The sequence below is a fragment of the Peribacillus huizhouensis genome (assembly GCF_014138605.1).
Taxonomy (GTDB): domain Bacteria; phylum Bacillota; class Bacilli; order Bacillales; family DSM-1321; genus Peribacillus; species Peribacillus huizhouensis.
Map to the genome: position 1 here is coordinate 1 of NZ_JACJHX010000007.1, position 13,544 is coordinate 13,544.

Genomic DNA, 13,544 nt, shown 5'->3' on the forward strand with positions numbered 1-13,544 from the left:
TTTCCCGCAGGAGTCTCGCACCTGTAACGAAGATCAACATCTGTTCGAATTGGTTTCTTGCTAAAAACAACAATCTTTACGAAAAGAGCCTAAAAAAAAGACAGAAAATAAAGAAGCTCTTTATTTTCTGCCATTTGACTAAATCCACCTAAAACCAAGCCATATTGCTAGTTTACTGTCGTAGCATTGTATGCAGTTGTGCATAGACTCGAACCGTCTATCGCCTATTTTAGGATAAATATTTATGTTATTGCTTTGGTTTGTCGCCCCAAGCATTAAATAACTCTTCCATTTCGTTTTTTTTCATTCGCGTCATCAATGAATCCACCGAATCTTTCACGTTTTGTTCATTAAATAAAACGCCGTATAAGGCTTTCGTAATCGGCATATCAACTCCGACCTTTTCGGCGAGTTGATAGGCTGCTTTCGTTGTTCTTACACCCTCTACAACCATGCCCATATTCTCAAGCACTTCTTCAAGGTTTTTTCCTTTGCCAAGCATATTACCTGCCCGCCAATTTCGCGAATGAATACTTGTACAAGTTACAATTAAATCGCCAATCCCTGTAATACCGGAAAATGTTAGCGGATTCGCTCCCATCGCAGTCCCTAGCCTTGAAATTTCAGCAAGCCCTCGTGTGATTAAAGCTGCTTTGGCATTGTCGCCATATCCTAATCCATTCGTAATTCCAGCAGCTAAAGCGATAATGTTTTTCAGCGCTCCACCAATTTCAACACCTACAATATCTGGATTTGTATAGACGCGAAAGTTTTGATTCATAAATAAATCCTGAATTTTCTCTGCAGCCCGCATGTTTTCTGATGAAACCGTCACAATTGTCGGCTGACGCAGACTAACTTCCTCAGCGTGACTAGGACCAGATAAAACTACTACCGCTTGAAGCTTTGATGCCGGAACCTCTTCTTCAATCATTTCAGATATGCGCAAAAGTGAATCAGGTTCGATACCTTTTGACACATGAACAATGGTCACTTGCTGTTTTACTAGAGGAACAATATCATTCAGCACTTCTCTAATTGCCTTCGTTGGAACTGCCATAATAATCGTTTCAATACCTTCTACGGCTTTTTCAAGTGAATGGTATCCAACAATATTGGGTGGCAATTCAATTTCAGGTAAATATTTTGAGTTGGTGTGATGTATATTAATTTCCGTGATTAGCGCTTCATTATGGCCCCAAAGACGAACTTGATGCTCGTTGTCGGCTAATACCATAGCAAGAGCTGTCCCCCAGCTCCCAGCGCCAATCACTGCGATTTTTTGTTTGACTTCTGACATAATTACACCGCCTTCGTTATTTTCTTTGGCGACCGAACATCCTGATAGGACTTCCTTCGAAGCCAAAGGCGTCTCGAATTCGATTTTCTAAAAATCGTTGATAAGAAAAATGAAGAAGTTCTGGATCGTTGACAAAAACAACGAATGTTGGCGGTTTAACTGCAACTTGAGTTGTATAATACACTTTCAAACGAGCACCATTATGAGTTGGCGTTGGATTCATAGCAATTGCATCCATTAGTACCTCATTTAAGGTATTTGTTTGAACCCTTAACGCATGACTTTCACTGACTTGATCAATGATTGGCATAACCGTATGAATCCGTTTTTTCGTTAACGCAGATAAATATACGATTGGTGCATAGTCCATAAATAAAAAGTGTGCTCGAATACTTTCCTCAAATTCCTTCATAGTCTTTTCATCTTTTTCAATCGCATCCCATTTATTGACAACGATGATGATACCACGGCCTGCTTCATGAGCATATCCAGCAATTTTCTTATCCTGCTCACGAATTCCTTCTTCCGCATTCAGGACTACTAGAACAACATCGGAACGCTCAATCGCTCTCAAAGCTCTTAGTACACTGTATTTCTCCGTACTTTCATATACTTTCCCCTTTTTCCGCATCCCTGCCGTATCAATGATGACATATTCTTTACCATCAAATTTATATGGGGAGTCAATTGCATCCCTAGTCGTTCCTTCAATATCGCTGACAATCACTCGGTCCTCACCTAATAGAGCATTCACGAGTGATGATTTGCCGACATTTGGTCGTCCAATTAAACTGAACTTAATGACACCCTCATCATAATCACTGCCATCGAATTGCGGAAAATGCTTAGCAACCTCATCAAGTAAATCACCAAGACCTAAACCATGTGATCCAGAGATTGGGTATGGATCCCCAAAACCGAGTGAGTAAAAATCATAAATTTGACTTCTCATTTCAGGGTTGTCCACCTTGTTTACGGCTAAAACAACAGGTTTTTTTGATTTATAAAGGATTTTTGCTACTTCTTCATCAGCAGAAGTGACTCCTTCACGTCCATTTGTCATAAAAATAATGACATCCGCTTCATCAATAGCGATTTCAGCTTGCTGGCGGATTTGTTCTAGGAAAGGCTCATCTCCGATATCAATTCCACCTGTATCAATTATATTAAAATCATAGGTTAGCCATTCTCCTGAACTATATATTCGATCTCTCGTAACCCCAGGAACATCCTCTACAATCGAAACTCTCTCTCCAACAATTCGATTGAAGATGGTTGATTTCCCCACATTTGGGCGGCCAACTATGGCAACTACCGGTTTTGGCATATTGTATGTCATCCTCTCTTTTACCATGTATCGCTTCCATCATTACATTCATGAATTCATTCCATTTATTGCGCATTAACGGGCAGTAGACCCCCACTGATTGAAGTTTCACTATTTCGTATTAAACCCTGCTTTATAGATAATCAAATATATTTTAATGAAATGAGTCCACAAACTTTCATAAAATATTGACAGGTTTCTTAAAGAAGACAACCTTCTTAGCATACGCTCTAATTGTTCTTCATTCGTAATCTGCAAAGCTTTAAAGAAGCCTCCACTAACTATCATATAGTATCAAACTTTTCAACAATCAACAATATAGAAAAACAATCACAATTTTCAACCAGTAAGTGACATAATAAAAATTGGACATATACTTCCGTTAAATACGCTTCTGAGTATTTTTGTTAGTTATATCCGCTTGAGCATTTTAAAATCTCTATAATTGTTTTTGGCCTGTCTGAAATTTGCTTTGCATATAGTTCATTACAAAAACGCTAAGCCATTCGATACCTGACCAAATAAGACTTGCAGTTAATGATATAGTTATCATATCAAGCAATATGTAAGATGTAGCTGAATAGGGAAGTGAATTATGCACCATTGCAATCATAAAAATACCATCTCCCCAAATCATCCCGATTAAGATGCTACTTATTCGCTGTTTAAAGCTTTTATATAAAAATAATGTTAAAAAATGAATCATTACAGCAGCTAACCACGTAGGATTGACAAAGACCCAAAGCGGATCAAGTATGGAAAATAACTGAAAAGAAGCATAACCTAATGCAATTATTAAACTAGACAGCATAAAATAGACAAACTGCAATAAGGAAAGTCTACGATGATAGATGAGGACGACAAATAATAAATAAATTCCAGCTAGCCCAATTGAGTACCTCCCAATATGAAGAAAGTATTCGGCCATTCCTATTACAGCTAAAAGATGAAATAATAATTGAAACCGATACACTTGTGTTTTTGAAAAAAAGAACATAATAATGACCCAGGCAATCCAGCCAATCCAATAAAAAATCAATCCTTCCATTTACAACACTCCTCTAAAAACAGTATATCTGCTTTATTCAGAGGTTAAACCTAGTCCTATATCGTTTGTCATAATTTATATAATTTGTATGAAGGACATGGGACGGAGCTTCTCAATTTATCAATATAGTCAATCTGTATAGCAGGTTTACTTATTTTATCGAGAAAGCATGCAAAAATCCGGCTTCACATCGCCACCATTGCGAATAGGTGAGTGTAGCGTGATAGATGAATTAGCCTTCAGGGTAAATGGTGGCGTTTTAACGCTATATTAGTTTGCTATGAATAAATGAAGGTCCCTTTAGTTAGGTTAAAAAGAGGAGGTGTTATAAATGGGAAAAGATCGGCAAGAGAAAAAATTAAAAATGAGCAAAAGAGTGGAATCAGACCGTGATCAGTCTCTTAAATATTCTGGTGCAACGAGATTAGAAGGGCCTGAAGAGGCAAGAAGAAGAAATAAACAGTAGTTTTCTGTTTTTAAATTACATGAAATTAAAAAAGTTAGGCTGTTCTAATAAAAGGTCGAGATCCTCTAATTCCCGATGTACAGTTTAATTTGTGTGTAATCGTATTAAACTGGAGATCTTCTAGAGTTCTGACTCAATTGAACATTCTAAAAAAAAGTGAAATTTCTATTAAGGGGGGGTGTTCACCCCCTTAATGATTATTTATTATTTAAATTTTTTAAATGCATCACCAAGAATTTCACCTAATTGAAACCCTTTTGTCTCTTCAGGCAATTCATACTCCTCATATTGTGAGGAATCCTGCTCTTGTAAATCTTTAATACTCAAGGACAAGCGTTGATCCTCTTCATTTACCTCAAGTACCTTTACCGTAACAGGTTGACCTTCCTGCAAAACTTCATGTGGCGTGCCAATATGTTTATGAGCGATTTGCGAAATATGCACGAGACCTTCTACTCCCGGGAAAATTTCAACAAATGCTCCAAAAGAAACGAGACGCTTAACAGTCCCTTCAAGTACAGATCCTTTTGAGGCTTTTTCTGCAATTCCTTCCCAAGGTCCAGGTAATGTTTCTTTAATGGATAATGAGATTCTTTCATTATCGCGATCAACCGATAAAACTTTCACTTTTACTTGATCGCCTTCGGAAACAACATCAGATGCTTTATCTACATGGTCATGAGAAAGTTGGGAAATATGAACTAAACCGTCTACACCGCCGATATCTACGAATGCTCCAAAATCTGTAAGCCTTTGAACGGTTCCTTCGATCACCTGTCCGCTTTCAATTTTATCAAGAATATTTGATTTTTGTTTTTTCTTTTCATCTTGAACAACAGCTCGATGTGATAAAATTAAACGGTTTTTCTCTTTGTCAAGTTCAACGATTTTAAACGTTAATGTTTTATTTTTATATTCTGAGAAGTCTTCTACAAAATAGTCTTCAACTAAAGAAGCAGGAACAAATCCTCTTACTCCTAAATCAACGACAAGACCGCCTTTTACAACGTCACGAACTTCAGCTTCAAATATTTCTTGAGCCTCGAACTTTTGTTCAAGTGTATCCCAAGCTTTTAAAGCATCCATTTTTCTTTTTGATAGAATAAGAGCTTCTTCTTCGACCTTGATTACTTCAAGCTCTAGTACATCACCTTCAGCTACCGCATCAGATGCTTTTTCAATGTGTAAGCTAGATAATTCACTTATAGGGATAATACCATCGGTTTTCGCGTTTTCCACAGCTACAATGACTTGTTTTTCCTCAACTTTGGAAACCGTTGCATTCACCTTGTCTCCCACTTCATAATTATTTACTTCAACTTGGTTCATGTCTTCTGTCATTACGAACTCCTCCTTAACCCATGACTGCACTGCAGAATTTCTATTCCAGGCTCTTTTTCGATCTAAGAATAAGTTAGCTTGCCTGTCCTTTAGAGTGAATAAAGATTTCATACTAATTCATAATTCGGAATTAATCCCCTATTTATATAAATTCTAATAAAAACGTTAAATTGTCAAGTAAGATGAATTATTTATGGTTATTTATCAATGTTTGGATTTCTGTCATAATAGCCTTCGTTGCGTCATCTGCTGAAACTTTCTCTTCGCGTATTCTTTCGAAATCTATTGGTTTACCAAAGACAATTTTTACAGGTCTAAACATTTTATAAGGACCAATGATCGCACATGGAAGGACCGCAGCTTTTGAACGAAGAGCGAAAAAACCAGCACCCGCTAATCCCTCTCCTAATAAACCATCTTTACTTCGTGTTCCTTCTGGAAAAAGCCCTAATACTTGTTCTTCTTTAAGTACCGCTAGTCCTTTTCGCAACGCCTCCCTGTCACTGAGACCCCGCTTTACTGGAAATGCATGAACTTTAGGTAAGATACCCTTCAAAATAGGAATCTGAAACAATTCTTCTTTAGCCATAAAGTGAATATCTCTTTTCGATGCAATTCCAACGATCGGCGGATCTAGGTTATTAATATGGTTGGAGCAAATTAGTACTCCTCCCTCTTTCGGGATATTTTCAATTCCGATCGCTTTAGCCCTATAGAACGGCAATAGAACAATTTTTACAACGTTTTTTGCAAATGTGTAAAAATTCAAATTCATCTTATCCTTTCTTCTATGAGCGAAGTGATTTTCTTTGCTACTTGTTCAATCGTCATCGAGGTAGTATCTAGTTCTATGGCATCATTCGCCTTTTTTAATGGTGATACTTCCCTTTCCGAATCCAGCTTATCACGTAAAGCAATCTCTTCTTTTAATTTCTCTATATCAGCTGAAAATCCTTTTTGTGCATTTTCCTGATATCTACGCTGCGCACGTTCTTCTACTGATGCAATTAAAAACACTTTTACTTCCGCTTCTGGGAGTACATGCGTACCAATATCGCGTCCATCCATGACAACACCGCCGCCTTTGGCAAGCTGTTGCTGTCTTCTAACCATTTCTTCTCGAATCGAACGATGCTTCGATACTTCAGATACTGACCCTGTCACCTCGTTATTTCTAATTTGAGCAGTGACGTTTTCACCATCAAGAAATACAAGCTGTCCATGTTCACTTGGCTTTAATACGATTTCCGTTTGTGTCAGCAACGAAAAAAGTTGCTGCTCTTCCGTTGGATTGATTCCTTCACTAAAAGCTTTGTATGTTAATGCGCGGTACATTGCTCCTGTATCTACGTAAATGTAATTAAAATGTTCTGCCACTATTTTTGCCACAGTACTCTTCCCTGCTGCTGCAGGACCATCGATGGCAACAGATATTTTCTTTCTCATAAATCCTCCTAAAATCCAAATCAATTGCTGTAATATCCTATCCCTTTTATTTTATCACATTCACTTAATGAAACAGAAATACTTTTGCCCTAATTAAGTGAAACTTCAATCGTTGTTTATTTTCATCTCAACTTTTTGATTCTACGACCAAAAAATTGAAGTCGAGATATTTAATCTGTTATACGAGTGAAATAGATTTCAAATTCCGTAGTAACACATCCATAATCTCTTAAACGTCAAATATTTAGCCAATAAAAAAAGCGAAAAATTCGCCTTTTTTAGTCTTGCAAATCTTCGAATGTTTCAATAACTTTTGTATAATTATTGCTATTGACTCCTTCATACTGAGCAAGCTTTTTTAATTGACCAAAAGATTCTTCACGATTCAAAAAAAGTTGAAATACCAGTAAGAAAATCAATTGGATCCAAATTAATTTAATTATAATTCGTTCCACCGTTTTCAAAATAACTAAAAACCCTCCATTTGCTACTTTGTACTTATTAACAGTATGGAGAAATGATTTAAAATTCATTCAATTACTTTTCAAAATATAGAAATAATATATTTTAGTAATAACGCTTTATGTATAAAATATTAGATAAGACCACGTTTCTTTAATTCCATCTGTTTTTCAAATATAAAACGCATGATTAATTGAGTATCCGTGTCTGTTGTTTCGAAAAATTGAACCGAAAGGATATTTTTCCCTTTATATTGTTCATTAAAGCGAGTAATCCTCCCCTTCAAGCATAGATAATGAATTTCACCTGATTTTAAGGGCAAACAAAGCCATATTTTTACGTTGCTAGTCCCTTTAATCTCTATATTTCTTGGTAGCCTTATTGCTGCTCCTCCAGCACTTATGTCTTCCGTGATCGTTTTAAAAGGTGAAAATTCATTCTTTTCTGGATGTACGGCTGCATCTACTGAGACATCTAATCTTACAAATTGTCGCCTCTGAATTCGAATGAAGGTATTTTCTGGAGGTAATAATAATTGAATCATTGGAATTCTTGCTCTAATTCTCCCCAGCACTTCAGAATCAAAAATATGAACCATTTGTTCCGAATCAGTAATTGTAATCTCCAATTGCATACCATCTGGCAAAAACGCAATCTTACCAGTCTCAACATTCACTGGATAATCAATAAATAAACCGCCATCCTCTATTTCAACTACCATTGCTTTATACGTTTCTTCAGTCATAGAAAACCTTGGCTTTATTAATAAAGCGTCCCCGATATTAATCATTACTTCACACTTCCCTATAATAACTTGTTCAAATATTCTTTCTTCCACCGCTTTGACTGTATTCTTGAACATCGCCTTTTCTATCTTTATTTCCATTTATTATTACATGAAAACAAAAAAAGGAAAAGCACATAAGGTACTCTTCCTTTTTAGTAATTATTATAATATGCCACTAAAACATTCTAAATGTTTAAAAACCCTAAATTAGATAGAGGGAGACACACCCATCCTATTCGTAGTTTACATCAATTGCGTTACAAAATATTCTCATAAACAGGTTCGGAATTTTTTAATTTTTCCACTTTTTCTTCTCTTCCCGAATTAGCATTAATAAAAATCCGATACGTATCCTGATTAATCGTACCTAAAAATTCATAACAAAGAACTTCTTGGTCGAGATCATTAACAATTAACGCTTTTCTCTCCTCCATAATCTGTACGTTTTGATTGATTTTCGTTTTCGCTTCTTCTGCAGATAGTGTAGCTTGAGGTATATCACGCTTTTTATGTGACTGAAAGAAGTCATCAGCTGAGAAGCCGAGCACTGATCCATCATCAAGTGCAATTTTTATTTTTACCGAATCTGGATAGATCCTAATACCATCTTGTAAAGTCACGAAGTTAAATAATCCTACATGATCATATTGAGCACTTTCAAATAGATCTAGTGATTCAAAATCATTTTCTTTTAGAAATTGAACCGCTTTATTGCTCGCTTGATTTAAATCTAATTTACTGTTCTGAATGTCACGATTGTTTATATACCATACTGGATATCCGCCTATTTTCGTTAGATCCATATCTACTTCATTATTTGTCTTTGTTTCAACAAGACTTATACTGTAAAATCCGTATTTCGCACCTTTGCCATTTTCTACAACTTTGACTTCAATCGGTTCTGTCATTTTTGCATATTTCTTTGCTTTTTGAATTGCTTCTTGTTTCGAAATAACCTCACCTTTTAAGTTTTGAAAGTTTTTATTTTCTTGTTTAGTACTCGTATGCGTAGGGTCTCCTGTTTGGGCTTCTGAGTAACCTGATACTGTTTTCTCCACCGTTTCGAAGCCATCAATAATCGTGTTATCTGCATTCTCTTTCCCAGATGCTAAAGCCATTTCAACATCCATCCAACGAAGATTATTCTTAATGACAAGATATTGGACTTTTCTTAGTTCCTTCTGAATTTCTCCAGCTTGCCCATAAAGAGATTCAAGTCTAGCATATTCCTGATCATTAAGCGGTTCTTTTTCCAAATCTCTTACAGCAGTTCGATAGCTAAAATCACCAATATCTGACAAGAACTCTTCGGTTTTATTAAATGGGAGTAATGTCAATGGAAGTTGACCCACGTCATTTTGTGCTTCAGACGTAATTCTCCAAACATCTGTAAGTGCAGGACTAAGTGAAGTACGAGAATTCATTGCTAATGTATTACCAATCTTATCTTGCAATATATCTACTTGATACGATAAATCGTGAAATGCACGTTGATACGTATTTTCAGCATTAATCAAGATTGCATTTTTTTCCTTATGTTCTTGGTAGCCCCAAAACCCCGTACCTGCAACAGCTGCTACTAAAACACCAATCACTACGTTTCTAATCAATTTGATTCACCTCTCAATGACAGAAAATATGTTTGCCGATTTGTTTAATTTGCGGTCTTGTCCAAATCCATTTACTTGTGGCAGTTGCCGGATTAAAGTAATACTCTGCATTTCCGCTCGGATCCCAGCCATTAATTGCGTCAATAACCGCTTCTTTTGCTCTTTCGTTAGGAGACAGCCAGATTTGACCATCCGCTACAGCCGTAAACGCTCCAGGTTCAAAGATAACCCCAGAAATCGTATTTGGAAACGAAGGACTATCGATACGATTTAAGATAACCGCAGCAACAGCTACTTGTCCTATATAAGGTTCACCTCTTGCTTCGCCATACACTGCATTCGCTAATAATTGAATATCATTCTGAGAATAGCCAGCTGGGAGATTCGATGCAGTATTCGTTTTTTGATTGCCTTTGGTAGCTTGTTTAGTATTTGTACTAGTTTTCCCTGTAGTTTTCGTATTCTTCTTATTTGTATTCGGTTTTATTTGCTTTGCAATATCTACCCCACCATAATACGTAAATTCGTTACCTTTTTGAATTTGTGTATGGACGAATTTCGCATTAAAATTCGATGCATCTGCAAGTTTTTTTTTCGTTGTAAACCCAGCTAAACCATCAATAGGTAATCCAAAGCTTTGTTGAAAATTTCGCAAAGCCCAATATGTCCCCCACCCATATACCCCATCGATTTTGCCATGATAATAGCCGATGTTTTGCAAACGAGCCTGAAGCTCAATGACATCGTCTCCGACCGCACCTTTTTGAATCACTTGACTCGTAAAGGCCGAAGCATGAATATCAGAAAATGCTAGACAACAAACAGCTAAACCTGTCGCTATTACCCCTTTCCATTTTGACGAAATTCCTTTCATCAACTACACACCCTCTTTTTCTTATGATGTAATGTAGTCCTATTTTCTTCTTAAGGGCCGTTTTTATTCCAAGATAAGTAGAAAAAGCCTTAATAGAAAAAAGAGGAAAACCAAATGGTCTCCCTCTTAACTCACATTTAAATAATTTGAGATATAAAAAAGGCTCTTTTCGTAAAGATTGTTGTTTTTAGCAAAAAAACAATTCGAGCAGATGATTGATTGTAGTGGAAGGTGCGAAACTCCTGCGGGAGAAGCGTGTTGAAGAAGACCTCGCAAGTGCAAAGCACTGAGGAGGCTTTTGAAACCGCCCTCGGAAAGCGAGTACCTGCAACGGAAATCACCCCCGGTTGTTAGTGTAAATATAATTGAAAAGCAACAAAGTATGCGAAAACAGCAAAAAACAATGATTCACTTCGTCTGAAACCGTTGTTTTACATGTTTTAAAAACTTCTTGTTTCATGAAATTCAGATAAAAGTCGTGCAGATTTTACTTTTTTCAATGCTAACCACCAAAGAAAAATCATAAATGGCAAAATTAAATAAATCCAAAATCGATCAGTCAAGAGTATGAAATCGTACATACCATGAAGAAACACAGTTACACTAAGGGATAAGAACAAAAATAGTTTTTTATGTGTGTTTGAGAATTTAGCTTTGCCGAGATAATACCCCATTATTACTCCGAATAATGCATGGCTGGACACAGGGAGTATCGCTCTACCTAATGCATGTTCGACTCCGTTTGCAATTAAATATAAAATATTTTCCATCGTCGCAAAACCTAATGAAACAGAAACACCATAAACAATCCCGTCGTACGGTTCATCAAATACTGCAAACGGATAAATAATATACAAAAGAAAAAACCATTTTATGAATTCCTCCAACAGTGACGCTTTTAGAAATGCTTCGCCAAATTGTGATGTAAAGACATTTTCTGTTTGCAACACGTATTGAAGAAACATAATCGGTAGCACAAGAGAAACCCCATATAAAAACGTCTTTAACACAGCAGAAACCGGTTCAGAATCATATTGATCTTTCAAATAAAAATAACATAGCAATGCCAAACCTGGTGCAATGCCTGCAGTTAAAATGACCAGCATGGCTGACCCCTTTTCATATCTTTTATTTAATCGTATCATGTAATAAGGAAAAAGAAAATGACAGCTTAAATTCTGTTATTGGTTTTAAAAAGAACCCGGAGGTGACGAATTGTGAAAAAAAATGTGTTAATCATTCATACAGGTGGAACAATTTCTATGATGGAGGATTCGGCCGGCTCCGTAAAATTAGCCGATGAAAATCCAATAAAAAAAACATCTGAAACAATACGCGACATGGCAAATTTTATCGTTAAAGAGCCTTTTAATTTGCCTTCGCCACATATCACTGCTATTGAAATGCTTTCGATTAAGAAACTAATTGAAGAATCGATCCAAAAGCAATCAATCGATGGTGTTGTAATCACTCACGGTACAGACACACTTGAAGAAACAGCTTACTTTCTAGACTTGACGATTCAGACGAATATTCCCATTGTTGTCACAGGTGCTATGCGCTCAAGTAATGAAATCGGCTCTGACGGATTATACAATTTTATCTCATCTATTAAAGTCGCAACTTGTGATCAGGCTATAGACAAAGGCGTACTCATTGTCTTGAATGATGAAATTCATACAGCCGCCAACGCCACAAAAACGCATACTAGCAATGTGTCCACATTTCAAAGTCCCCAATATGGTCCAATTGGAATTGTGACAAAGGGTGCAGTTTTTTTTCATCATCAGCCTATACATCGAGAAAAGTATCAGATGAAAAGCGTTTCAAAACGAGTAACTTTGCTTAAAGCACACGCCGGAATGGATTCTGCCTTATTTTATGCATTAAAGGATATAAATATCGATGGATTAGTCATTGAAGCACTTGGCCAAGGTAATATGCCTCCTGAGACATTAAAAGGAATCGAGGGACTCTTAGCAGCAAATATTCCTGTTGTGATCGTGTCTCGCTGCTTTAATGGAATCGTACAGGATGTGTATGGATATAACGGTGGTGGAAAGCATTTGAAAGATATGGGGATTATTTTCTCAAACGGTCTTAACGGTCAGAAAGCACGGATTAAATTATTGATCGCTCTACATAACACAGAATCTCATATAGAAATTCAGCGAATGTTTTCTCTGTAAAGGTCGACAAATACTCGATTCAAAGAAAATTAGCCCTATATTAAAACAATAGTTTTGCATTCCAAAGGGATAAAAGCGTAAAAGGAACTTGTAAAATAAAACCTAAACATAGAAACCATATAAATTTTTTCACCGTTATTAACTTCTCATTGAACAAGTATTTGAGCGTTATAATAGAATAAGGATAGATGAACAATCATTGAGGGGAATATGCCTAGAACATAGTCTTTTAATATAATAAATTGAATGAAATGACTGACAACGTTAGCTAATAATAGACCTGGTACTAAGGATGAAAAGAATGTTAGTGTCTCTATTCCTAAAAACACTCGATCTTTAATGCTATATAGCTTCCATTGACTGATATAATCTATAAAAGTAAAAAGGCAAACGTAAACTGCTTTGTTGTTAAAGTAAAAGGGATCGTTTCAGAATGATTATAAAGAAAAGTCTCTACAGTCAAAATTTCTTCCAAATCGTGAATGAAATAAAGGAGCGGAAAAAGCCAAATGAATCGCTTTATTTTTGCGAGGTTAGCTACTTGTGACTTTATCTGAATCACCCCTTCAATAATTTTTTCAACTTTTGTAAGAATGTCTTTACAAATGCATCGGAAAACTAAATCGAGAGGGCGTCTCATAAGGGTCTGACTTCGCATTCTAAATCAGTATGTAGTGTTTCTTATAAGTATCTT

General features: G+C 36.3%; 13 protein-coding genes and 1 pseudogene. 2 read left to right on the top strand and 12 right to left on the bottom strand.

Annotated elements, in window-relative coordinates:
• Positions 1 to 247: 247 nt before the first annotated feature.
• The 4 genes and pseudogenes from HNP81_RS12090 to HNP81_RS12100 all read right to left on the bottom strand — a co-directional run bounded on the left by HNP81_RS12090 (position 248) and on the right by HNP81_RS12100 (position 3,675).
• Positions 248 to 1,300, bottom strand: a complete 1,053-nt coding sequence (locus HNP81_RS12090) for an NAD(P)H-dependent glycerol-3-phosphate dehydrogenase (RefSeq protein ID WP_182502800.1) — start codon at positions 1,298 to 1,300, stop codon at positions 248 to 250.
• Between the two features lie 16 nt (positions 1,301 to 1,316).
• Entirely contained in the window at positions 1,317 to 2,627 is a 1,311-nt protein-coding gene (der, locus tag HNP81_RS12095) for a ribosome biogenesis GTPase Der (protein WP_028391565.1), read from the bottom strand.
• Positions 2,605 to 2,703 (bottom strand): annotated as a pseudogene (locus tag HNP81_RS24640) (hypothetical protein); the annotation flags it as partial. The pseudogene HNP81_RS24640 and the gene der, both read right to left, overlap by 23 nt.
• A gap of 363 nt (positions 2,704 to 3,066) precedes the next feature.
• On the bottom strand, positions 3,067 to 3,675 hold the full coding sequence (locus HNP81_RS12100) for a YphA family membrane protein (RefSeq protein ID WP_182502801.1): 609 nt from the start codon (positions 3,673 to 3,675) through the stop codon (positions 3,067 to 3,069).
• Between the two features lie 331 nt (positions 3,676 to 4,006).
• Here HNP81_RS12100 and HNP81_RS12105 point away from each other — a divergent pair, with 331 nt between their 5' ends.
• On the top strand, positions 4,007 to 4,141 hold the full coding sequence (locus HNP81_RS12105; protein WP_084552320.1) for a YpzI family protein: 135 nt from the start codon (positions 4,007 to 4,009) through the stop codon (positions 4,139 to 4,141).
• Positions 4,142 to 4,345: 204 nt separating this feature from the next.
• On the opposite strand, the gene rpsA is transcribed toward HNP81_RS12105, so the two are convergent.
• From rpsA to prsW, 8 genes are all read right to left on the bottom strand, one after another.
• Positions 4,346 to 5,482 (bottom strand): 30S ribosomal protein S1, encoded by a 1,137-nt coding sequence (gene rpsA, locus HNP81_RS12110; RefSeq protein WP_028391567.1) that lies wholly within the window; start codon positions 5,480 to 5,482, stop codon positions 4,346 to 4,348.
• A 187-nt stretch (positions 5,483 to 5,669) separates the two neighbouring features.
• Positions 5,670 to 6,251 (bottom strand): lysophospholipid acyltransferase family protein, encoded by a 582-nt coding sequence (locus tag HNP81_RS12115; RefSeq protein WP_182502902.1) that lies wholly within the window; start codon positions 6,249 to 6,251, stop codon positions 5,670 to 5,672.
• Between the two features lie 2 nt (positions 6,252 to 6,253).
• Positions 6,254 to 6,928: a (d)CMP kinase gene (cmk, locus tag HNP81_RS12120; RefSeq protein WP_028391569.1), complete on the bottom strand. Its 675-nt coding sequence runs from the start codon at positions 6,926 to 6,928 to the stop codon at positions 6,254 to 6,256.
• 278 nt (positions 6,929 to 7,206) lie between these two features.
• Complete coding sequence (locus HNP81_RS12125) at positions 7,207 to 7,383, bottom strand: YpfB family protein (RefSeq protein WP_312859678.1); 177 nt, start codon at positions 7,381 to 7,383, stop codon at positions 7,207 to 7,209.
• 140 nt (positions 7,384 to 7,523) lie between these two features.
• Positions 7,524 to 8,180 carry a flagellar brake protein gene (locus HNP81_RS12130; RefSeq protein ID WP_182502802.1) on the bottom strand — a complete coding sequence of 219 codons (657 nt, stop codon included), beginning with the start codon at positions 8,178 to 8,180 and terminating at the stop codon, positions 7,524 to 7,526.
• 254 nt (positions 8,181 to 8,434) lie between these two features.
• Entirely contained in the window at positions 8,435 to 9,787 is a 1,353-nt protein-coding gene (ypeB, locus tag HNP81_RS12135) for a germination protein YpeB (protein ID WP_028391572.1), read from the bottom strand.
• Positions 9,788 to 9,800: 13 nt separating this feature from the next.
• Positions 9,801 to 10,661, bottom strand: coding sequence for a spore cortex-lytic enzyme (gene sleB, locus HNP81_RS12140; protein WP_051404935.1), 861 nt, complete (start codon positions 10,659 to 10,661; stop codon positions 9,801 to 9,803).
• A gap of 440 nt (positions 10,662 to 11,101) precedes the next feature.
• A complete protein-coding gene (gene prsW, locus HNP81_RS12145; RefSeq protein ID WP_028391574.1) occupies positions 11,102 to 11,767 on the bottom strand; it encodes a glutamic-type intramembrane protease PrsW in 666 nt (221 codons plus the stop codon).
• Between the two features lie 108 nt (positions 11,768 to 11,875).
• Here prsW and HNP81_RS12150 point away from each other — a divergent pair, with 108 nt between their 5' ends.
• Positions 11,876 to 12,850, top strand: coding sequence for an asparaginase (locus tag HNP81_RS12150; RefSeq protein ID WP_028391575.1), 975 nt, complete (start codon positions 11,876 to 11,878; stop codon positions 12,848 to 12,850).
• Positions 12,851 to 13,544 lie beyond the last annotated feature (694 nt).